The sequence below is a fragment of the Arthrobacter pityocampae genome (assembly GCF_002927275.1).
GTDB lineage: Bacteria > Actinomycetota > Actinomycetes > Actinomycetales > Micrococcaceae > Arthrobacter_D > Arthrobacter_D pityocampae.
The window spans coordinates 487,202-507,579 of sequence record NZ_PRKW01000003.1 but is presented as its reverse complement, the minus strand read 5'-3'; the positions used below and the strand labels follow the sequence as shown (position 1 = coordinate 507,579).

General features: G+C 70.9%; 20 protein-coding genes. 12 read left to right on the top strand and 8 right to left on the bottom strand.

Annotated features, from left to right (window positions below; genetic code table 11):
- Window positions 1-77 precede the first annotated feature (77 nt).
- Window positions 78-1,502, bottom strand: coding sequence for an HNH endonuclease (locus tag C4K88_RS08710; RefSeq protein WP_104121227.1), 1,425 nt, complete (start codon window positions 1,500-1,502; stop codon window positions 78-80).
- A gap of 313 nt (window positions 1,503-1,815) precedes the next feature.
- Between C4K88_RS08710 and C4K88_RS08705 the strand changes: the two genes are divergently transcribed.
- The 8 genes from C4K88_RS08705 to C4K88_RS08665 all read left to right on the top strand — a co-directional run bounded on the left by C4K88_RS08705 (window position 1,816) and on the right by C4K88_RS08665 (window position 10,791).
- Window positions 1,816-2,958 carry a glycosyltransferase family 2 protein gene (locus C4K88_RS08705; RefSeq protein ID WP_167399005.1) on the top strand — a complete coding sequence of 381 codons (1,143 nt, stop codon included), beginning with the start codon at window positions 1,816-1,818 and terminating at the stop codon, window positions 2,956-2,958.
- 15 nt (window positions 2,959-2,973) lie between these two features.
- A complete protein-coding gene (locus C4K88_RS17360) occupies window positions 2,974-3,129 on the top strand; it encodes a hypothetical protein (RefSeq protein WP_167399004.1) in 156 nt (51 codons plus the stop codon).
- The gene (locus C4K88_RS08700) at window positions 3,126-3,914 is read left to right on the top strand and encodes a polysaccharide deacetylase family protein (RefSeq protein WP_146065659.1); all 789 of its coding nucleotides are present in this window, start codon (window positions 3,126-3,128) and stop codon (window positions 3,912-3,914) included. Before C4K88_RS17360 ends, C4K88_RS08700 begins: the two co-directional genes overlap by 4 nt.
- The gene (locus C4K88_RS08695; RefSeq protein ID WP_104121224.1) at window positions 3,911-5,377 is read left to right on the top strand and encodes an ArnT family glycosyltransferase; all 1,467 of its coding nucleotides are present in this window, start codon (window positions 3,911-3,913) and stop codon (window positions 5,375-5,377) included. The genes C4K88_RS08700 and C4K88_RS08695 overlap by 4 nt, the downstream gene beginning before the upstream one ends.
- Window positions 5,378-5,404: 27 nt before the next feature.
- Window positions 5,405-8,125 (top strand): galactose oxidase early set domain-containing protein, encoded by a 2,721-nt coding sequence (locus tag C4K88_RS17355; RefSeq protein ID WP_167399003.1) that lies wholly within the window; start codon window positions 5,405-5,407, stop codon window positions 8,123-8,125.
- A complete protein-coding gene (locus tag C4K88_RS08675; protein WP_146065656.1) occupies window positions 8,122-8,658 on the top strand; it encodes a hypothetical protein in 537 nt (178 codons plus the stop codon). The genes C4K88_RS17355 and C4K88_RS08675 overlap by 4 nt, the downstream gene beginning before the upstream one ends.
- 211 nt (window positions 8,659-8,869) lie before the next feature.
- Entirely contained in the window at window positions 8,870-9,889 is a 1,020-nt protein-coding gene (locus C4K88_RS08670; protein WP_167399002.1) for a glycoside hydrolase family 18 protein, read from the top strand.
- A 62-nt stretch (window positions 9,890-9,951) separates the two neighbouring features.
- Complete coding sequence (locus C4K88_RS08665) at window positions 9,952-10,791, top strand: GAF domain-containing protein (protein ID WP_104121219.1); 840 nt, start codon at window positions 9,952-9,954, stop codon at window positions 10,789-10,791.
- A gap of 99 nt (window positions 10,792-10,890) precedes the next feature.
- Here C4K88_RS08665 and C4K88_RS08660 read toward each other — a convergent pair whose 3' ends face one another.
- The gene (locus C4K88_RS08660) at window positions 10,891-11,775 is read right to left on the bottom strand and encodes a hypothetical protein (RefSeq protein WP_104121218.1); all 885 of its coding nucleotides are present in this window, start codon (window positions 11,773-11,775) and stop codon (window positions 10,891-10,893) included.
- 12 nt (window positions 11,776-11,787) lie between these two features.
- Window positions 11,788-12,558, bottom strand: a complete 771-nt coding sequence (locus tag C4K88_RS08655; RefSeq protein WP_104121217.1) for a DUF429 domain-containing protein — start codon at window positions 12,556-12,558, stop codon at window positions 11,788-11,790.
- Window positions 12,559-12,669: 111 nt separating this feature from the next.
- Between C4K88_RS08655 and C4K88_RS17350 the strand changes: the two genes are divergently transcribed.
- Window positions 12,670-12,825 carry a hypothetical protein gene (locus C4K88_RS17350; protein WP_167399001.1) on the top strand — a complete coding sequence of 52 codons (156 nt, stop codon included), beginning with the start codon at window positions 12,670-12,672 and terminating at the stop codon, window positions 12,823-12,825.
- Here the strand turns inward: C4K88_RS17350 and C4K88_RS08650 are convergent.
- On the bottom strand, window positions 12,822-13,064 hold the full coding sequence (locus C4K88_RS08650; RefSeq protein WP_104121216.1) for a hypothetical protein: 243 nt from the start codon (window positions 13,062-13,064) through the stop codon (window positions 12,822-12,824). The genes C4K88_RS17350 and C4K88_RS08650 overlap by 4 nt on opposite strands.
- A gap of 101 nt (window positions 13,065-13,165) precedes the next feature.
- Window positions 13,166-13,609: a hypothetical protein gene (locus C4K88_RS08645; RefSeq protein ID WP_104121215.1), complete on the bottom strand. Its 444-nt coding sequence runs from the start codon at window positions 13,607-13,609 to the stop codon at window positions 13,166-13,168.
- A 65-nt stretch (window positions 13,610-13,674) separates the two neighbouring features.
- Here C4K88_RS08645 and C4K88_RS08640 point away from each other — a divergent pair, with 65 nt between their 5' ends.
- Window positions 13,675-14,484, top strand: a complete 810-nt coding sequence (locus tag C4K88_RS08640) for an SDR family oxidoreductase (protein WP_104121214.1) — start codon at window positions 13,675-13,677, stop codon at window positions 14,482-14,484.
- A 4-nt stretch (window positions 14,485-14,488) separates the two neighbouring features.
- Here the strand turns inward: C4K88_RS08640 and C4K88_RS08635 are convergent, their stop codons facing one another.
- The 3 genes from C4K88_RS08635 to C4K88_RS08625 form a co-directional block, all read right to left on the bottom strand.
- Complete coding sequence (locus tag C4K88_RS08635; protein ID WP_104121213.1) at window positions 14,489-16,156, bottom strand: amidohydrolase; 1,668 nt, start codon at window positions 16,154-16,156, stop codon at window positions 14,489-14,491.
- 30 nt (window positions 16,157-16,186) lie between these two features.
- Window positions 16,187-17,161 (bottom strand): aldo/keto reductase, encoded by a 975-nt coding sequence (locus tag C4K88_RS08630; protein WP_104121212.1) that lies wholly within the window; start codon window positions 17,159-17,161, stop codon window positions 16,187-16,189.
- A 191-nt stretch (window positions 17,162-17,352) separates the two neighbouring features.
- Window positions 17,353-18,024, bottom strand: coding sequence for a ScbR family autoregulator-binding transcription factor (locus tag C4K88_RS08625; protein ID WP_104121312.1), 672 nt, complete (start codon window positions 18,022-18,024; stop codon window positions 17,353-17,355).
- A gap of 45 nt (window positions 18,025-18,069) precedes the next feature.
- Between C4K88_RS08625 and C4K88_RS08620 the strand changes: the two genes are divergently transcribed.
- Both C4K88_RS08620 and C4K88_RS08615 read left to right on the top strand, forming a co-directional pair.
- The gene (locus C4K88_RS08620) at window positions 18,070-19,326 is read left to right on the top strand and encodes an AI-2E family transporter (RefSeq protein ID WP_167399000.1); all 1,257 of its coding nucleotides are present in this window, start codon (window positions 18,070-18,072) and stop codon (window positions 19,324-19,326) included.
- On the top strand, window positions 19,319-20,290 hold the full coding sequence (locus C4K88_RS08615) for a D-2-hydroxyacid dehydrogenase (protein WP_104121210.1): 972 nt from the start codon (window positions 19,319-19,321) through the stop codon (window positions 20,288-20,290). Before C4K88_RS08620 ends, C4K88_RS08615 begins: the two co-directional genes overlap by 8 nt.
- Window positions 20,291-20,378 lie beyond the last annotated feature (88 nt).

The window sequence follows — 20,378 nt, the reverse complement described above, 5'->3', positions numbered from 1 at the left end:
AAATCCCGGGACTCCGCAGGGATACTCGTCCTCGCGGCGGATGATCGGGAGGGCGCGGTTCGCCCCGGACCGGACTGCTACGCGGCAGCCCGGTGGATGATGAAGTCGGTCACCGAGTGCACCGGGCGGGTCGTCCTCCTCGGCGGGGACGTTCCGGGCAGCGGCGGCGCTTCCGAGACGTACGAGTGCCCGGTGGGGGTGCGCCGTTCGACTGCATGCCGTGCTCCGGGTAGCGGTCGTGACGACCAACCGAGCGCCTCCTCGACGTAGTTGCAGCTCTCACACAGTCCCTGACCGCCATCGGCGTTCGTGCTGCCGGTGAGGCGCCATGGAACGATGTGGTCGAACTGCCGGATCGGCGCGTCACAGTACGGGGTGCGGCAGGTCGCGTCCCTTGCGGCGATCAAACGGCGCAACCCGGGTGGAAAGAGCCGGGCCCGGGAATCCATGGCCACCAGTCGGCCGGTGTCCGGGGCGGTATAGAGCCGTCTCAGCCATGCCTGAGCCGCCTGATCGTGGGTGTGTCCGGCCTTGCCCTCGGGGTGCTGGGCGCCTGCAGGGCTCTGGGCGTCCCGGGCGTCCGCCGAGGTCTCGCCCGGACCGCGATGACTCCCCGAACCGTCTCGGAGGAGATTCCGCGCGTACTGCGCCGGCACATACCCGTACCCCGGCAGGTACGCCGGCTCGCTGTCGCCCTGCAGCAGCGTGCGGTCCGTCATGATCGATTGGACGTCGACCCGCACCGATCCTGCGGGCGCACCGGTCACTCGTTCGACGAGGGCGTCGGCCATCAGCTGTCCCCGTCCGAGCCCCCGGTTGCCCCCGGCGTTGGTCTGCGTGTCAGCATCGCGGGACAGGGCGGAGTAGGCGCTGATGGCCTCGGCGGCGGGGAGCAAGGTGGTCAGGTACGCCATGGTGTCCGGAGCGGGTCGGCAACTGACATGGCGTTCGGGGGCGGCCTTGAGGGCCCTGTCAACGGCCGCCCCCAGATCCGGGCGTACGTCGATCCTCTGCGCCCTGTTCCTCACTTCCCGGGTCCCTACGCCCTCGAGGTCCCTCGGGTCCGCGGCCAGTTCGGCGTCCACCGCCCGGCGGTCCTCGGCGCTCGGGCAGATGGTCTCCCGGACGATCAGGGTGGCCCGCCACTCATCGAGGACACCGCACTCGAGTGCTGCGAGGGTGTGCGGCATGTCGATGACGAGCGTCCGTGCCAATCCCAGCAACCGTGAGCCTCGGTGTGGAGATTCCCTCCTCGCCAGGGCGATTTCGGCGCCGACACCCCGGCCGCGCTGGTCGGCGGGCATGCCGGCGGCCGCCTCGGCCCGGCGTCGGGCGATATCCAGCGCCAGCGCTGTGCGTGCCTGGTCTGCCGCTACTGCACTCTTCAGGTCCTCGAGCGCTCGGAGGCGGGAGACCAGCGACTCCTCGTAGCCTTCGACGGGGTCCGCGGCAACGGGCTCTGCGGGACTCGGGGCGACCCTTTCGCGGCACTCATTACTCACACGCGTTTATTCGACCGTGTAACTGAGTGAATCATCAGAGTCGAATAAGTAATTACTCCCTGAAAGTTAGGTACTACCTACTCGGGCTCAAAATTACGGACCACTCCATGCTGTAGGGACAAGGCATATTCAGCTACCGATCATCCCCTTTTCCGGCCGCCGGCCTGGTTGTCAGCGCCCCTACGTGCCACTACACGTAGAGGGCGCAAGGACCATACCTGCGGCTCCGAGTGGCGGTCGTCGAAATGCCGTGATTTCGAGTCTCGCTCCGCTGTGAAGGGGTTCGAGATTTATCGGTCTCGAGGAGGTCTCATTGAATTCCATCATCAGTTCGCCGATCGATCGCCCGGCCGCGGCGCCTTACGCCGCCGGCCTCGATCTGTCCGGCCTGGACCGGCCCGGTCCCCGCATCGTGTCGCTCATTCCGGCGCACAACGAGGAGGAAGGGATCGTCAAGACGGTCCGCAGCCAGTTCGCCCAGACCATTCAGCCCGCGCTGGTCATCGTCATGGCCGACAACTGCACCGATGACACCGTGCGCCTGGCACGGGCGGCCGGCGCCCAGGTGGTGGAAACCGTCGGCAACAGGGCCAAGAAGGCCGGTGCCCTCAACCAGGGACTCGCCCTGGTCATGCCGCTCCTCGATGACGGGGATTACATCCTCGCCCAGGACGCCGACGGCGAACTCGGCGCCGACTTCGTCAAGAACGCCCTGTGGGTGTACGGCGTCAAGGCCGATCTCGGCGGAGTATCGGGCTGCATCGTCGCACGGACGCCGACCAACTTCGTCGAGCGCGCGCAGGCCATCGAATATGCCCGGGGTTCCCGCCTCATGGGGCGGCAGGGCGGAAAAGTGCATGTCCTGTCCGGCGCGGCGTCGCTGTTCCCGGTGCAGGTCTTCCGCGCCATCGCCGAGGCGCGGGGCACCACCCTTCCGGGCACTCCCGGCACGGTCTACCTGGAGGATTCCCTCACCGAGGACTACGAGCTGACCCTCGCGATCCGGCATCTGGGCTTCGATTGCTCCAGCACGAAGCGGTGCCCGGTCGTCACCGACGTCATGCCGACCATCGAGGCCCTGGAGATCCAGCGCCTGCGTTGGTACCGGGGCGCCATGGAGTCGCTCTGGCTCTATGGCTGGAACGGGATCACGCGCCGCACCTGGGGCGGGGTGGCGTTCACGTTCTTCTCGTCCCTGCTCTTCCCGGCCGCGCTGCTCGCGCTGGTGCTGAGCTGGCTGCTCTGGGGCATCACGCCCAATCCCCTGTACTGGTTCCTGCTGCCGATCTTCATGGCAGAGAACATCGTCACGGCGTACCGCACGAAGGATCAGGCCTCCATACGGACGGCCGTCCTCTTCGTCCCGCTCTGGCTCTATGACAACGCCATGTTCATCGTGTACTGGCGTTCCCTGTTCGGAGCCGTGCGCCGCGAAGCGCGCGTCTGGATCACCTGAGAGGAGGAGAGACCAATGTACGGAGCAAATGGAAGTGCTGCAGCAGCCGGCGCGTCAGCCGCCACGCTGGCGGCTACGGGACTGGACGCATTCTGGATCATCGTTTCCAGCGTGGCGTTCATCATGGCCGGGGTCGTGTTGACGCGGCTGCGGCCGAAGGAGGAGTTTTGAGCCGCAGGGTGGCCCCGTACGTCGGGGCCGCCGTCGCGGTGCTCATGCTCTCCCTCGTGGGGTGTGCTGCTCAAGAGCCGCTGCCGCCCACCCCGATCCCTCGCGACGAGGCATCGATCGAGCGCGTGGACATGAGTTACCTGCCGGAGCTGAAGCCGCCGGCTGCCTGTGCAGGCTACGTGGCCCTGACGTTCGACGACGGACCCACCAACCTCACCCCCGACCTCCTGGCCGTGCTCGACCACTACGAGATCCCTGCGGCGTTCTTCAACACCGGGACCCAGGAACGGGTCCACTCCCGTCTGGTCGAGCGCACGCTGGCTGCCGGTCATCAACTCGGCAACCACACGATGACCCACCCCGACCTGCTGGCCGTGGGACTGAAGGACGCCCTGGCCGACATCGACGCGGCAACGGTCACGCACCGCGACCTGAGCCATGACGCCGCGCCGCTGTTCCGCCCACCGTTCGGCAACACCAGCGCCGAGATCCGGGCTGCAGTCGAGAGCCGCGGAATGCTCGAGGTCCTGTGGACCGTCGACTCCAAGGACTTCGAGGCCACGACCGTCGAGCAGGTGGTGGAGAAGTCCAAGGGGATGACGGACGGCGGGATCCTCCTCATGCACGACGGCAAGCCGCTCACCATCGAGGCGCTGCCGCTGATCGTCGAGCACTACTACGCCCAGGGCCTGTGTTTCGGCCGGGTCGTCGCCGCAGACACCGAGCTACCCACCGACCGGTTCGACCAGACCCACCGGGCACGAGCAGAGAAGCAGGAGCCATGACCGCCACCGCACTGATGCCTTCGGAGGCATCGCAGATCACGCCACCGGTTCGCCCGCCCATGAGCCGGGAGAGGAAGCAGTGGCTGCTCCTGGCACTGGTCCTTGCCTACGGTGTCGCGCTCGCGGTCCGCCTGCGCAACACGGCATTCATCGACGAGGCGCTGTACATCAACGCCGGCAACGCCTACCTCGACCACTGGGTCAACGGTCGTCCGCTCGGCGATGCCGGTGCGTTCTTCTCCGGCATGCCCGCGCTCTATCCCGTGCTCGCTGCCCTGCTGGACTCCGTCGGGGGTCTCTACCTCGTCCGGCTCTTCAGTCTGGTCTGTGTACTCGGCACGGCGATGGCCCTCTACGGCACGGCACGGCAGCTGTGGGGCAGGCGCGCCGGTCTGCTCGCTGCGGCCACGTTCATGCTCTCCGGCCCGGTGATCTTCACCGGTTGGCTGGGGACGTTCGACGCCCTCGTGATCTTCCTGCTCGCTCTCGGCCTATGGGTGGGACTGACGCGCAGGGGTTACCCGTCCGCCGTCGTGCTGGGCGGTGTGCTGACGCTGGCCGCCCTGACCAAGTACACCGCCGGCATCTTCGTGCCGGTCGTGCTCGCGGCGACTTTCGTCCTGGGTTTCCTGGGGGCTCGCCGCGCCCTCGTCGCGGCCGGAGTGACGCTGGGCCTGCTGGCCACCGCCTGGACACTCTGGGGGGAATCGCTCGCCCGGGACGTCGCCTTCACCACGACCGCCCGCCAGGCACTGTCCCCGACCACCACGGGGGCCCTGCTCGCCCTCGTCGGTGATCATCTGATCTTCCTGCTGCTGCTCGCAGCGGTGTCGCTGCTGCTGATGTTCCGTGCCGGCGACCGGCGGCTGTTGCTTCTCGGGTCGGGTCTGGTCCTCGCCTCGACGGCGCTGCCCGTCGGTCAGATGATCCTCGGCGAGGCCGTCTCGTTCGAGAAGCACCTGGCCTACTCGGTCATGCTTCTCGCTCTGCCGATCGGGTGGGGTCTGGCGCGAATCTCCCGCTACCCGCTGATGGTCACCCCGGTGGTGATGGCGGTGCTGATCATGGCGCTGTTCCCCCTGGTCCGCGCCGACACCATGTATCGCTGGACCAACGTCCGCAGCGTGGTGATGGCCATCGAATCCGATCCCCAGGGCGGCCTGTACATCAGCTCGGCCACCGACGCGCTCGACTACCACACGCGTGATCTGCCCGGCATCGCCTGGGAGACGACGTTCGAGCTCTACTTCGAGGGGGAGGACCGCATCCGGGCCGCCGTCGGGGACGAGCGGTACCAGACGGTGATCCTGCGCAGCTCCAGCGTGGGCGACCCGGACCAGGACGCTGCGCAGGCGGTCTTCCTGGACGCGCTCGAGGAGAGCGCTGCGTATGCCCTGGCCTTCGAGCCGTTCCCCGCGTCATCCGCTCCGGGTGACAACTGGCTCATCTACACCCGCGACTGATCCGTCACGGGACAAGAAAGGGATCCGATGAAATCTCTACGGGCGTTACTGGGCCGGTACCTGGCCGTGCTGACCACCGTGCTTCTGGTCGGTCTGGTCGGTATCTCTCCTGCCAGCGCCGCGCCCTGTCCCTGGGGAACGCAGTGCGTCGCCGTCACCATGTCCGCGCCTGCCCCCGGTGCCACCCTCAGCGGCACCGTGCCCCTGGAGGCGAGCGCTCGGGCCACCCAGCCTGCGCGCGGCGCGATCGTCAAGGTCGAGTGGTGGCTCTACCACCCCGACTTCACCCGGCAGGTCCCCGAGAACAGTGAGGGCAAGATCCTGCTCGCCGAGGCCACGGCTCCGGCCGCGGGTTCCCGCACGGACGGCACCTGGCGCAGCTCCTGGGCCGTCGCCGGCCGGATGACCACCAGGGACGGGGCGTACGAGCTCCCCGGCACGCGGACCTATACCCTGCCGAACACGGCGGGATACTCGGTGGAGGCGCACGTCCTCGACGAGGAGTGGGTGCGCACATGGGGTGGGCCCCCGGGCCGCAGCGCCGCGGCGAAGGTCACCATCAACTTCGGGGGCACCACCCCTCCGCCGACGGCTCCCGCCGCCAACGAGGTCCGCATCGGCTCCGCCGTCCGGACACTCACCGGCACGAACATCTACCGCGCGGCCGGGTCACTCGTGCGGTACACCGGCACCCGCAGCCCCGCCAACCAGTACGGCATCGAGGTCGCCGTCGGGCCGGACAACAAGGTGACCGCTGTGTCGCGCTACCAGCCCGGGATGGCGATCCCCGCCGGGGGCTACGTGCTGTCCGGACATGAGGCCTCTGCGACCTGGCTGAGCACGAACGCGCCGGTCGGTGCGACGGTGCAGGTGGGTAGCGGCACGACCACGCCGACCCCGACACCGACGCCGACGCCGACTCCGACTCCGACCCCGACCCCGACCCCGACTCCGATCATTCCACCCGCGGCCAACGAGGTCCAGATCGGGGCTGCCAAGCGCGTCCTGAACGGTACCAACGTGCCCCGCCAGGCCGGTTTCCTGGTCCGATACACGGGGACCGCGAGTCCGGCCAACCAGTGGGGCTTCGAGGCTGCGGTCGCGTCGAACGGGCGGGTTTCCGCACGCAGCGACCTGAAACCCGGAATGGCCATTCCGGCAGGGGGCTACGTGCTTTCGGGTCATGACGGTTCCGCCGACTGGCTGCGCCAGCACGCGACGGTCGGGGCGACCGTCACGCTGCCGGGCGGCACCGCTCCGACGCCGACGCCGACGCCGACCCCGACGCCGACGCCGACGCCGCCTCCACCGACCGGTCTGGCGGCAACGGGCCGCTGGACCGTCGCGAACGCGCCGCTGCCCGCACGGGCGATCCACTCGACGCTGCTGCGCGACGGTCGGGTGCTGCTGCTCGCGGGCTCGGGCAACAACACCGGTGACTTCGACGCCGGGACCTTCAAGAGCGCCGTGTGGAACCCCTCCACCGGTGCCTTCAAGGAGATCCCGGTGCCCTACGACATGTTCTGCGCCGGGCACGTCACCCTTCCGGACGGCAGGGTGCTCATCAGCGGTGGCACGGACGGCTACGCGGGACACAGGGGCGCGATCGGCTACATCGGCTCGAAGCAGTCCTACATCTTCAACCCCGGTACCGACAGCTACACGAAGGTCAACGACACGATCGACGGCCATTGGTACCCGACGCTGACCAAGCTGGAGAACGGCAACATCTGGTCGGTCGGCGGCTACGACAATCGCGATGGTGTGGCCAAGGGGTCGACCGCCGTCGAGATGTTCAATGCGGCGACCAACCAGTGGCAGCCGCGCACGGCCACCCCCCAGACCAACCGGTACTGGGGGACCTACCCGCACTTCTTCCTGATGGCCAACGGCAATCTGTTCTTCACGGGCGGCTACACCTTCGGTAACTCGCCGTCAGCGACAGGCTCGGTCATCCACAACTGGCGCAATGCCACCAGCGGCGACGTCCCGGGCCTGCGGGACCGACAGTTGCGTGACCAGGCCAGTTCGGTCCTGCTCCCTCCGGCGCAGAACCAGACCTTCATGATCGCGGGCGGCGGATCGACCGATCGGGGAGGTGCGACCAACAGCGTCGACCTCATCAACCTCAATTCGGCCAGCCCCGCATGGAAGCCCGGACCTGCCCTTCCGGGGCCGGAAGGGCGGATGTACGTCAACCTGACGACGCTGCCCGACCGCACCGTCCTGTCCTCCAACGGCAGCACCGGGCCCCGTGCCGGCAACGTGCTGCGCGCGGCGACCTACAACCCGGCGACCAACGCCTGGTCGACGGTGGCGGCGGACCCGGTGGGCCGCAACTACCACTCCTCCTCGCTGGTGCTGATGGACGGCCGCGTCGCGGTCTTCGGTTCCAACCCGGCGGACGGGTCGTTCGAGATGCGCGTCTCGATCTACGAGCCGGGCTATCTGTTCAAGGGCACCCGCCCGACGATCACGGCAGCTCCCGGGACGGCCGGCTACGGTGCGGGCCTCGACCTCGGCGTCACCGGGGACGTCGTCAGCGCCTCGCTCACCGCCGTGGGTTCGGCCACGCACCAGACGGACACCAACGCCCGCCTGGTGGACCTGCCCATTACCGGCACCGGCGCGACTCGTCGCGCCACCGTGCCCTCCAACCCCGCACTGCTGCCTCCCGGCCCGTACATGCTCACGGTCCTCGATGCCGGCGGTGTCCCCTCCGTTGCAAGGATGGTGAACGTCCGATGAGAGCACAACTCGTGGCAGCCGCTGCAGCAGGACTGCTCCTGCTCACCGGGTGCGCCGTCGATTCCGCCGTGGGCGCACCCGGCGCGGAGCAACCCCTGGTATCGCCTCCCGTGAAGGCCCCCGACGCCCGTCCGGACGCGCAGGTCCCCGAGGCCGACGTTCCGATCGCGGACGTCGCACCCGAGGCCGAGGGGGTCAACGAGCCCGCGCCCGAGCAGGCCCAGGGCATCAGGATGACCAGCGACGCGGACAAGGGCCTGGACGGCGATGACGTGTCCGATGCGGCACTGGCAGGCGGTTGCGTGCCGGGTTACGGCACGGACGGGGCCTGCCTGCCTCCCGTCCCGCCGCGGCTCGCGGCCGAGCATGCCGGCCACACGGGGATGGACGGACCCGAGATGGCCGCGTTCTACCTCTGTGAGGACGTCCGGGCGCTGATCCCCGACGGACTCGCGGTCCAGGACGAGGACTATCTCGGGCTGGACTCCAACAAGGACGGGGTGGCGTGCGGCAAGGGCGACGACGCCAGGTAGGCAGGACACATGGACGAGCGGCGGGAGGCAGGACATGATCACCCGCCGCTCGTTCTTCCTGGGAGCGGCCTCCCTGGCCGGACTTCCTCCCGTCCTGAGACCGGCAGTCGGGGCCGGCGGTGGGGTGCTGCGCCCCGCCGACCCCTCGGAGCGGCCGGTACCCGAGGGCTATCCGTACGACAAACCGGTCCCGAGATCGAGGAGCAGAATCATGGCGCCACTTCCGAACCGCGTGGTCGCGGGGTACTGGACGTCCTGGGGTGCACCGATCCGGCTGAGGGACATTCCTTCGCACTACAACACCGTCTTCCTGTTCTCCGCCTCCCCGGTCGGCGGCGCGCCCGGCACCACCGGCGCGGTGCAGTGGACCGGTCCGGGCAACGGACGCGGAGCGGCCACCCACTTCACGGCGGATCTGGCTGAATTGCGGAGGACGCGCACGGTGATCCTCACGGTCGGCGGGGCCGGGGCCAACGTCGACCTCTCCACCCGTCCGCGGGCCCAGGCCTTCCTGGACAGCATCAGGCGCATCTACGGCGACCTCGGTGGATTCGACGGACTCGACTGGAACACCTATGAGGGCGAGCAGCAGCCCGCCACCGACCAGATGATCTGGATCTCCCGGCAACTCAAGTCCTTCTACGGCCAGAGCTTCGCGATCACCAGCCCGCCTGCCCCCTGGCGTCCGGCGGACGTGGCGCACTGCAGGGCGATGATCGACGCCGGCGCCCTGGACATGGTCAACCCGCAGTACTACGACGGACCCGGACTGGCCGCCGAGAACTACATCGTCGCGTCCGTCGGGGAGTGGGTGGCGCGCATGGGCGACGCCGGCCGGGTAGGGGTCGGCTTCGGCCTGGGCCGGGCGGCGGACTACTCGACCCTCGCCGCCGTCTCGGGCGCCTGGAGGACGCTGCAGGCCACTCACCCCTCGCTCCGGGGTGCGTACAACTGGGACCTGGCCACCGACGAGGGAATGGGCTGGCCGTTCGCCAACGAGGTCGCACCCCTCGTGATGACGGGGGCCGCCACGGCAACGCTACCCACGACCGTGCCGCCCATCATCCCCCTTCCCGTGCCCGGTCTGGGCGGCACCCGACGGGTGGCCACGGTGGACACCATCGCGGATCTCGCCGCACGCTGCGGCATCGACGACCCGCGGTCGGTTGCTGCCGGGTCACGCCAGGAGGACGTCGGCACTTCTCCTCGACCCGATCCTCCGCTACCGTAGAACAATAAGCATGCTGATCTTCTTGGGGGACAGCATGACCCAGTACCTCGAGGAGAGACGCCGTGCATCAGATCCAACTGGAGCTGATGCTCACCGCGCTGTCGACGGGCGGCCTCTCCCTCGAGGAGGTCTGGCTCGACTACTGCGCACTGGGCGGACGGCGGACCGAGGCGCACGTGGAGCGCTTCCTGCAGGCCGAGCCGGGCCGGCCGGACGACGACGCGGACCTGGGCGACCTGGACCGGGACATCCTCGCGCACGCCCTCAACGAGATGTTCTGGGACCGCAACCTCCCCAGTTGCGTCCCGTACATCCTCGACTCGATGGGCGGTGTCCGGACCACCGACAGCCCGACCATCAGCGCAGCCGCGGCCTGGCTGCTCACCGACGAGGAAGCCGAGACCGAGCGCCTGCGCTCGCTCACCGCGAGCGGCCTGCTGGCATCCGGTCCGGCCCCGGCGCTCGACGCCCTCGTGAGCGAGGCCCGCGACGCCTTCGAGGTGAGTTCAGCCAGCGTCGCCCTGATCGGCGCGGATCACCGGTTCCTCAAGGCCTCCGTCGGACCGCTGCGCCAACTCCTGCCCCGGCAGGAGACCTTCTGCAGCGAGGTCGTCCACGCGTCCGCCCCGCTCGTGCTTCCCGACACGCTGGGCGACGAGCAGTTCCGCCACCACCCGCTGGTGACGGGCAAGCCCTCGCTGAGGTTCTACGCGGCGTACCCGCTGCGCGGCCCCGGAGGATGGAACATCGGCACCTTCTGCATCCTCGATCAGTACCCCCACCGCTTCTCCGCCGGCGACCGTCGCGCACTCCACGGCTTCGCCGACCGCGCCCAGCGGGAGGTCAGGAGACACCCGCACGACGACGGCGGCGCGCCGGGTATCGACGTGGGCGAGCTGTGACGTGGGCGAGCTGTGATGTGGGCGAACTGTGATGTGGGCGAACTCTGACGTGGGCGAACTCTGACCTAGGCGAACTCCGACCTGATCCCGGGGCCGGCGTCACCCGTCCCGCAGTGCCCGGGCCGCATCGGCTTCCGCCTCCCCGGCCTCGGTCACCGAGCGCACAGCGGTCTCCTTCTCGCGGGCCAGGGTGCTGCCCTGCTCGTCGACGTCGGCCAGCTCCCGCCGCAGCGCACCGAGGCGGTCCTCGAGGTCCTCGATGGAGGCGGTCAGCCCGTCGCGCCGCAGGGCGAGGCGCTCCGACGCCCTGGTCGTCGCCGCAAGCCGGTCCTGCGCATCCACCAGCGCCTGGCGCAATGCAGCCAGCCTGGCCTCGGCCTCTTCGCGCTGCTGTCCGCCAGGACCGGACCCTTCGGCTCCCGCCACCGAACCGGAGGAAGCTGAACCGGAGGTTGAACCGGAGGAAGCTCCCGGAGGCGTGAACGGCCCCGCCACGGCGCCGTCGAGATCCACCGGATCCCAGCCGCTCGCCTCGAGGGGGCGCACCAGCCGCCCGGTCAGGACCGCAGCCGCCGCAGCCGGGTCGGCGAGGGCCGCCCGCAGGGTCTGTTCGACGCCGGGCAGCGCCGCGGGGCCGACGTCGTGACCCACCTCCGCGGCGGCGTCCAGCGCCTGCCGTGCGACGGCGGCAAGGAGGCGCTGCCGCTGCTGGCCCAACGCGTGCAGCTGTGCCCGGTCGACGCTCGCCTGCGCCTCCTGGAGCGAAGCGGCGAGCTCCAGCACCTGCTCCACCTCGTCCCGACGGCGGTCGACGAGCACATTGACGAGCCACGCCGCCGACGACGGCTTGGGCAGCGCCCGGAGGGCTGCGGCGAGTTCCCCGTCGCCGTCCTGCGCCGCGTCCTTCGCCGCGGCGTTGCGCGCCGCCGTGAAACGATCGAGTGGCAGCACGTACAGGGCCCCCGCCCGTTCGGCCAGATCCATGGGCGCTGCCTCCTATCCCGGTTCCCCGCGCCGCGCACCCTGCGGTGCGAGCTCCTCCAACCGTCCCACGGGCAGGGCGATCCAGCCCTCCCGGCGCGCCTGGTCCCGGTACCCCCGCGGGACCGGATGGGTCCGGCCGAGGGCGTGCGCCCGGGCGGCGAGGGCGGCGATCACGGCGTCGAACGCGTCATCCGACGAGACCAGGAGCTGCCGGACCGTGCTCCCGAGGTCCAGCCACGGCGCCCGTGCCAGGAGCCTGTCCAGCAGGGCCTCACGCACGCCGTCGTCGTTCTTGTAGCCGCGCGTGTCGAAACCCCAGCCCCGCAGCGTGGCCGCGGGGTAGACCTCGACGGCGGTGCCGCCGCCCGCGCGGTCCACGGGTGCACCCAGGGCCTCGCCGATCGCGTCCAGCAGTGCGGCGCAGTGCATCGCCGTGAGGCCGAGCCGGTCCGTGGCGACGCTCAGCGGCCACCGGCCCGTGAGCTCCCGGGTCACGCGGTCCGTCGCGCGGTAGGAGAGGCGGCGGCGCCACGCCAGACCCTCCGCCCCGCCGCCGTCCACGCGCAGGCCCTCGGCATGGCGCGTGACGAAGGCGACGAAGTCGTCGGGCCACCCGAAGGCGCAGTCGATGCCGAGGCGGTCGACGTCGGGGGCAACCCGTGCGATCGCGGCATCCGGGACCCCGAGGGTCACCTCCACCGTGGCTGCGGTGCCGGACCAGTCGATCACGGCCAGGGCGGTGCCCTTCGGTTCCGCTGCGAGATCGACGCCGGCCGTGAGCACGCCCGATTATAGGCACGCGCGCCCTCGCGCTCCAGTGGTTTCCTGCTCCTGGCCCGGACCGCGGCATGCGGGTAGTAAGAAATGATCACGCGAAGGAAGGGAGAAGAACTGATGGATGCACGATGCCCCAGCTGCGGTTCCACGCTCGTCGAACTCGGTGAGGACCAGTGGCCCGCCGAAGGGCCGGTTCCGCCCGGCACACTCGCCGTCTTCCAGTGCGAGCAGAACCACCGGATCACCGTGGGAACGAGCCAGGTGCAGGCCTAGTCGTCCTGGGGGCGCGCGCCTCCGGCGTCGTCGATGATGCGCGTCAGTTCGTCGCGCAGCGCCACGGCCTCGTCGAGGGTGAGCCCGAGCTGCTCACCCTGCTCCACCCAGCCGACGCTGACCATCGGCCGGCCCGCGCTGTCCGTCGAGGAGGACAGGCCGATCGCGAGGGCGCGACCGCCCGTGTGCGTGACGTCCCCGATGATCAGTTCGCCGCCGTCGTCCCCTGCAACCGCCATGGCTCCTCCATCTCCGTCCGTTCCTGGTGCTCCCATGCTAGGCACGGACGGGACAGGAGTGTCCACCACGTCCTGCACGGAGGACGGTTCGCAGCGCCGGTTCACCCCGCGTCGGCCGGACGGATCGCGAGATTAGGGTGTAGCAGGGCGAAGCCGTCGTCCGTGACGGCGTTGCGGTCGATGTCGTCGGGCAGCAGTGCCACGGTCGCCCGGCTGTCGCGCATCACCGCACCGGCCGCCCCGGACTCGAGCGGCGCGCATTCCAGGCCCACCCCGATGCCCTCCTCCGCGAGCAGGCAGACGGTGTCCTCGCTCGCACTGCCGGCGGTCGGCCGGGCGGCGAAGTACTCGACGCCGTCCTGCTCGGCGAGGAACCGCGTGGTCGCGAGGTCGATGCCGTCGAGGTCCGTCCGGATGGTCAGGACGTCCTGGTCCTTCTGGTCCTGCTCCAGCACGTCGAGGACAGGCCCGCCAGCGCAGCCGGACAGCCCGAGGGCCACCGCCGCGCCGGCCGTCAGGATGCGGGCTCTCGTGGTCGGACGCATGGATCTCCTCGGGAGGCTCGGTGGTGCCTCCAGCCTAGCGAAGCGCCCACACCTAGGCTGGGGTCATGAACTCTCCCTACCCCCTGTCGGGCCGCACCTTCGTGGTCACCGGGGTGAGCCGGCGCCAGGGCATCGGCTACGCCGTGGCCTCCCGCCTCGCCGCCATGGGCGCAAGCCTGTTCCTGCACCACTTCGCGCCGCACGACGACGAGCAGCCCTGGGGTGCCGACAGCATCGACGCCGTGGTCGCCGGCATCCGCGGCCGGATGCGCGACGGCGCGGAGCTCGCCCACGCGGGGATCGACCTCGCGGACCCCGACGGCGGCGAACAGCTCATCACGGCGGCGGGGGCCCTCGGCCACCTGGACGGCCTCGTCTGCAACCACGCGAGGAGCGGGGGCGACGGGCGGCTCGGCGAGATCTCCTGGCAGGACCTGGACGCCCACTGGCAGGTCAACACCCGCTCCACCCTCCTGGCCACCAAATACTTCGCGGACCAGCACGACGGACGCGAGGGCGGCCGCGTGATCTGGATGACCTCGGGCCAGGTGGCCGGCCCCATGCCCGGGGAGATCGCCTACGCGGCGTCTAAGGCCGCACTCGCCGGGCTGACGGCCTCGGTGGCCGACGACCTCGTGGACCGGCGCATCCTGCTCAACACCGTCAACCCGGGACCGGTGAACACCGGCTACCTGGACGAGGGGACGGCGGACCGGCCATTGGAGGTACTCCGGGACGTCCTCACGCACTGCCCGTCGGGGCGCTTCGGTGAGCCGGACGACCCGGCGCGGCTCATCGCGTGGCTGCTGAGCGACGACGGCCGGTGGATGGTGGGCCAGGTGCTCAGCACGGAGGGCGGATTCCGGCGCTGGTGACCCGCTACCGTTCGAAGACCACGTGCCCGCCCGCGACCGTGAGGTCCACCGCCACCGTGTGCAGCTCCGAGGCCTCGAGCGCGAACGGGTCGACGGTGAGGACCGCGAGGTCCGCGGGCAGGCCGGCGCGGAGAATCCCCGCCGTCGACCGCGTGACCCGGGCGGAGCCCGCCGTGTAGGCGGACAGCGCCGCCCGGAGGGTCAGCGCCTCGCGCGGCACCAGGGGCGGGATGCCCGGATGGTCGGGGTGCGTCCGGTTGACCGCCACATGGAGGGCCTGCCACGGGTCGGCGTCGGAGACGGACCAGTCGGAGCCCATCGCGAGGGGTGCCCCACCGGAGAGCATCGACGCGAACGGGTACTGCCACTGCGCGCGGTCCTCGCCGATCAGGGGCACCGTGAGGGCGCGCATCTGCTCGTCGCTGCAGGCCCAGAGCGCCTGCGCGTTGACGGTCACCCCGAGCTCCCCGAAGCGCGGGACGTCGTCGGGATGCACCAGCTGCACGTGGGCCATGGTGTGCCGGGGCCGCCAGGAGCCGCCGGACGGCACGTGCGTCCGGGCGTGGGCCACCGCGTCGAGGCCCGTCCGGACGGCGCGGTCGCCGATGGCGTGCAGGTGGAGGTCGAACCGCGCGGACTGCAGGGCGGCGACGACGGCGTCGAGCACCTCCGGGGGGAGGTAGGTGGGCCCGCGGTCCGCGGCCGAGGCCGGCACGCAGTCGCAGCCGACGGGCTCGTAGGGCTCCAGCAGGGCGGCGGTCCGGTTCTCGGGCACGCCGTCGACCATGATCTTGGCACTGGAGGTCGGGAAGCCCGCCTCCGCGTTGATGCGCCGGCGCTCGCGGAAGTCCCCGATCAGGTCCGGGATGTCCTGCAGGGTGAGTCCCCGCGGAACCCAGAGCGCACCGGTCGCCCGGCCGGTCAGCTGCCCCGAGGCGGCGAGCGAACGGTAGGCGGGGGCGGCGTCGGGGTACCCGGCGTAGTCACCGATGATCGCCTCCTGCCAGCCCGTCACCCCGAGCGCATGGAGGTGCCGCTGCCCGTACAGGATCCCGGCCTCGACGGTGGCCCGCGTGACCGGCGGCAGCAGCCGGGCGACCAGGGACATCGCCCCCTCGTGCAGGATCCCGCTCGGCGAGCCGTCCGCCCTGCGGCCGATCCGCCCGTCCGGCGGGTCCGGGGTGCGCGCGTCGATGCCGGCCCGCTCCAGCGCCGCCGTGTTGACCCAGGCACTGTGGTGGTCCCGGTTGATCAGGTGCACCGGACGGTGCGGGACGACGGCGTCGAGCACGCGGGCGTCCGGGAACCCGCCGTCGAAGTCTCCCTTGTACCAGCCGGCCCCGGTGATCCAGTCCTGGTTCCTGCCCGGGCCGGCGGCATGGGCGGCGACGGCGCGCTGCACGCCGCCGGCTCCCCGGTGCCCCTCGAGGTTGCACGCCAGGGCCTCGATGCCGCCCATGAAGGTGTGCGCGTGGGCGTCCGTGAAACCGGGGGTGAGGAGGCGTCCGCGGAGGTCCACGACGTCGGTGCGCGGGCCCGTCACCGCCAGGACCTTCGCGTCCGTCCCGACGGTCGCGATGGCGTCACCGGCGACGGCGACCGCCGTCGCGGTGGGGTGGAGGGACAGGCCGTCGAACACGCGGCCGTTGTGGAGGACGAGGTCGGCGGGCATCGGGTCAGCGCACGCCGGGAAGGACAGGCATCAGAACCCGATGAGGGGGTGCGGCACGTAGAGCTCCTCGAGGGCCGTGACCTCTGCGTCCGTCAGCTCGAGATCCAGGGAGGCCACGGCGTCCTCGAGGTGCCCGGGCTTGCCCACCCCGACGATCGGCGCCGCCACCACGGGGTTGCGCGACACCCAGGCGAGGGCCACCTGGGCGCGGGGGACCCCGCGGGCCTCGGCCACGGTCCCGACGGCGTCCGAGACGCGACGGTCGGCGTCGAGGGTGCCGTAGAGCGTCTTGCCGAACTCGTCCGTCTCCGAGCGCGACGTCGTCTCGTCCCACGGGCGCGTGAGCTTCCCGCGCGCGAGCGGGCTCCACGGCAGGACGCCGATGCCCTGGTCCGCGCACAGCCCGAACATCTCGCGCTCCTCCTCGCGGTTGATCAGGTTGTAGTGGTCCTGCATGGTGACGAACCGGGTCCAGCCGTTGATGCGCTGCAGGTAGAGGGCCTTGGAGAACTGCCACGCGTACATCGAGGACGCCCCGAGGTAGCGCACCTTGCCGGCCTTCACGACGTCGTGCAGGGCCTCGAGGGTCTCCTCCAGGGGTGTCGTCGGGTCGAACCGGTGGATCTGGTAGAGGTCCACGTAGTCGGTGCCGAGGCGGCGCAGGCTGTTGTCCAGTTCCGCGAGGATCGCCTTGCGCGACAGTCCGGCGCCATTGGGCCCCTCGTGCATCCGGCCGTGCACCTTCGTGGCGATCACGGTGTCCTCCCGGCGCGTGTACTCGGCCAGGGCACGGCCCACGATCTCCTCGCTGGACCCGTCCGAGTACACGTTCGCGGTGTCGAAGAAGTTGATGCCCGCCTCCACGGCGGCCCGGATCAGGGGGCGGCTCTGCTCCTCCGGGAGGGTCCAGGCGTGGTTGCCGCGGTCGGGGGAGCCGTAGCTCATGCAGCCGAGGGCGAGGGGGGAGATGTCGAGGCCGGTCGAACCGAGTTTCACGTAGCGCATGCGTCACCTTTGCTGGCGTCGGGGAGGTCCGGCAAGCCTAGTTCGGGCGACCCACGGAAGCGAAGCGCGACCGTGGACGCCCGGGGCACGGCCCTCGACGGACCGGGCAGGGTGCTTCCCCCACGGAGACCCTGCAGTGCCGGCACCAACACTACCGACGACCGGAGCAAAAACAAACCGTTCGACCGGTTTTAGTCGGAGGGGCCGTCGCGGAACAGGGCCACGAGCTGCGGGACCCGCTCCTGCCGGTCCGCTCCGACGACGCCCGGCAGGAGCATCGTCCACAGATCGGCGAGCCGCTCGATCACGTCCGCCCGACCGGTGAGGATGTTGGACACCATCTGCACCCCCGTGTAGGAGCCGACGACCACCCGGGCGAAGGCGTCGGCGTCGAGGTCCGGCCGCAGGTCGCCGTCCTGCTGGGCCGTCCTGGACAGCTCCCCGAAGCGCACGGCCCAGTCGAGATAAGGGCCGCGGACGTCGTGTCCGAAGGCCGACGCCTCGAAGGTCAGGCGGATCCCGGCGCGCATCACGGAATGCTCGATGAGCTGCAGGGTGAAGCCGCGGCAGACCAGCACCATCGTCTCCAGCGCCGGCCGCCCCAGGGCCTGGACGCGCGCCCCGTCCGCCGAGGCGATCGCGTGCTGCTCCTCGATCACCGCCACCGCGAGGGCGTCCTTCGAGGCGAAGTGGAAATACAGCGCGCCCTTCGTGACCTGCGCCGCGGCGGCGACGGCGGCCAGGGACGTGTTCCCGTACCCGTGGTCCTCGAAGACACCGGCCGCCGCTCGGATGATCGCCGCACGGGTGGACCGTGCGCGCTCCTGCTGCCGGGGAGGCGGGGTGAGTGGTGCGGAACTCATGGGTTCATTCTCCGTCACGGCCGGGTGGTAGGGCAGGATGGCTACGTGACACGCGAGCACCCCGAGAGCCCGAGCGGCCCGAACGACACCGACATCCCGGACGACACCGACATCCCGGCCGCCGAGCCGCACGGGTCCACCGTGGCCCGCCGTTTCCGCCCCCGCGCGCTCGCGGACGGGCTGCGGGTCAGCGCGGTGTGGACCGCGCGGGCGCTGATCGTCCTCGCAGGCCTCGTGGTCCTCTGGTACGTCACCGGGGCGCTGTGGTCGATCGTCCTGCCCACGCTCTTCGCCCTGCTCCTCGCCTCGGTGCTCTGGCCCGTCAACCGGTTCCTCCGCCGCGGCCTGCCGAAGGTCCTGGCCGCCCTCCTCACGCTGGTCGGTTTCCTCGGGGTCGTCGCCGGCATCGGGGCCGCGACCATCCCTGCGATCGCGAGCGGCGTCACCGAACTCTCGGGCCTGGCCCGCGACAACGTGGCCGACCTCGCGGACTTCGTCGCCGGTCCGCCGCTGAACCTCGAGGCCGCCAGCCTCGACGAGGTCGTCGACACGGCCCTGGCCCAGCTCCAGTCGAACGTCGGGAACGTCGTCTCAGGGATCACGGCGGGACTGAGCGAGCTGACCTCGCTGACCGTCGTCGTGGTCCTGGCGCTCGTCTTCACGTTCTTCTTCCTCAAGGACGGCGACCGCTTCATGCCGTGGGCGTCCCGCTGGACGAACTCCGCCGCCTTCGGCCACGCCTCGACCATCGCGAGCGGCACCTGGAAGACGCTCTCCTCCTACATCTTCGCCCAGGCCACCGTCGCGCTCGTCGACGCCGTCTTCATCGGGCTCGGCCTCGTGCTGCTGGACATCCCGCTCGCCATCCCGCTGGCCGTGCTCGTGTTCTTCTCGGCCTTCATCCCCGTGGTCGGGGCGATCGTGTCGGGCCTCCTGGCCACACTCGTCGCCTTCCTCGCGTACGGCTGGGTGAGCGCCCTGGTGGTGCTCGGCCTCGTGGTGCTGGTCCAGCAGCTCGAGAGCAACTTCATCCAGCCCCTGCTGGTGGGCCGCACGCTCGAGATCCACCCCGCCGTCGTCCTCGCCTCCGTCACCCTGGGAGGGACACTGTTCGGGCTCGTCGGCGCGTTCCTCGCGGTCCCGACGGCGGCCGTCGCGATCGTGGTGCTCCGCTACCTCCGCGACCTGTCCACCGAGTACCGGCCGGAGCGCGGCGCCGGGGCGGACGGGCCGGCGCAGGACGCGCGGGCGACGACCGAGGCAGGACCCCTGGCGCACAGCCCCGGGGAGTCCGGTGCGTGATCGGCCGGTCGTGGCCGTGCTGGAGGGAGCGCGGCCCGTGCGCGGGCTCGAGCGCGTCGCCGACCTCGCCGAGGTGAGGATCGTGCAGGCCCCCGACCTCGACCGCGCGCTCGACGGCGCCGACGTGCTCTACCTGTGGGACTACTTCTCCGGGGCGCTGCCCGCCGCATGGCATGCCGCCGGGTCCCTGCGCTGGCTGCACGTCGCCGCGGCGGGAGTGGACAAGCTGCTGTTCCCCGGGCTCGTGGCGTCCGACGTCGTCGTCACGAACGCGCACGGCATCTTCGACCAGCCGATGGCCGAGTACGTCCTCGGGGCCATGCTCCACGCCGCGAAGGGTTTCGGTGAGCTGCGCGACCAGCAGCGGGCCGGACAGTGGTCGTGGCGCGAAGGCCGGAACATCGCCGGCACCCGCGCGCTCGTCGTGGGCACGGGCAGCATCGGCCGCGCCACGGCGCGGCTCCTGCGCGCGGTCGGCGTGCAGGTCGAGGGAGCGGGCCGCACCGCAGTCGGGCACGACGACGACTTCGGCCGCGTCCACGCCTCCGCCGACCTCGCGCGGGTGGTGGGCGACGTCGACTGGCTCGTCCTCGTGGCGCCGCTGACCCCGGCCACCGAGAACCTCGTGAACGCGGAGGTCATCGCGGCGTTCCCTCCTACCGCGGTCGTGATCAACGTGGGCCGGGGCCGGCTCGTGGACGAGGAGGCCCTCGTCCGTTCCCTCGCGGACGGGCGGATCGCGGGCGCCGTGCTGGACACGTTCGCCGTCGAACCGCTCCCGCCGGGGCATCCGCTGTGGTCGCTGCCGACGGTCCTCGTCACCCCGCACCTGGCCAGCAACACCGACACCTGGCTGGACGACCTCGCCGCCCAGTTCGAGCGGAACTTCCTGCTGTGGCGGGAGGGCCGGCCGCTGCCCGGCGTCGTCGACAAGGCGCTCGGGTACGTGCCCTCCCGGAGCTAGGTGGACCGGGCGGAGGCGGCGCACCTGTCACGGGGGTCGGTCACGGATTGGCGCGGGTCGCGCGGCGGGTGAGACGATTGCCGCTGCC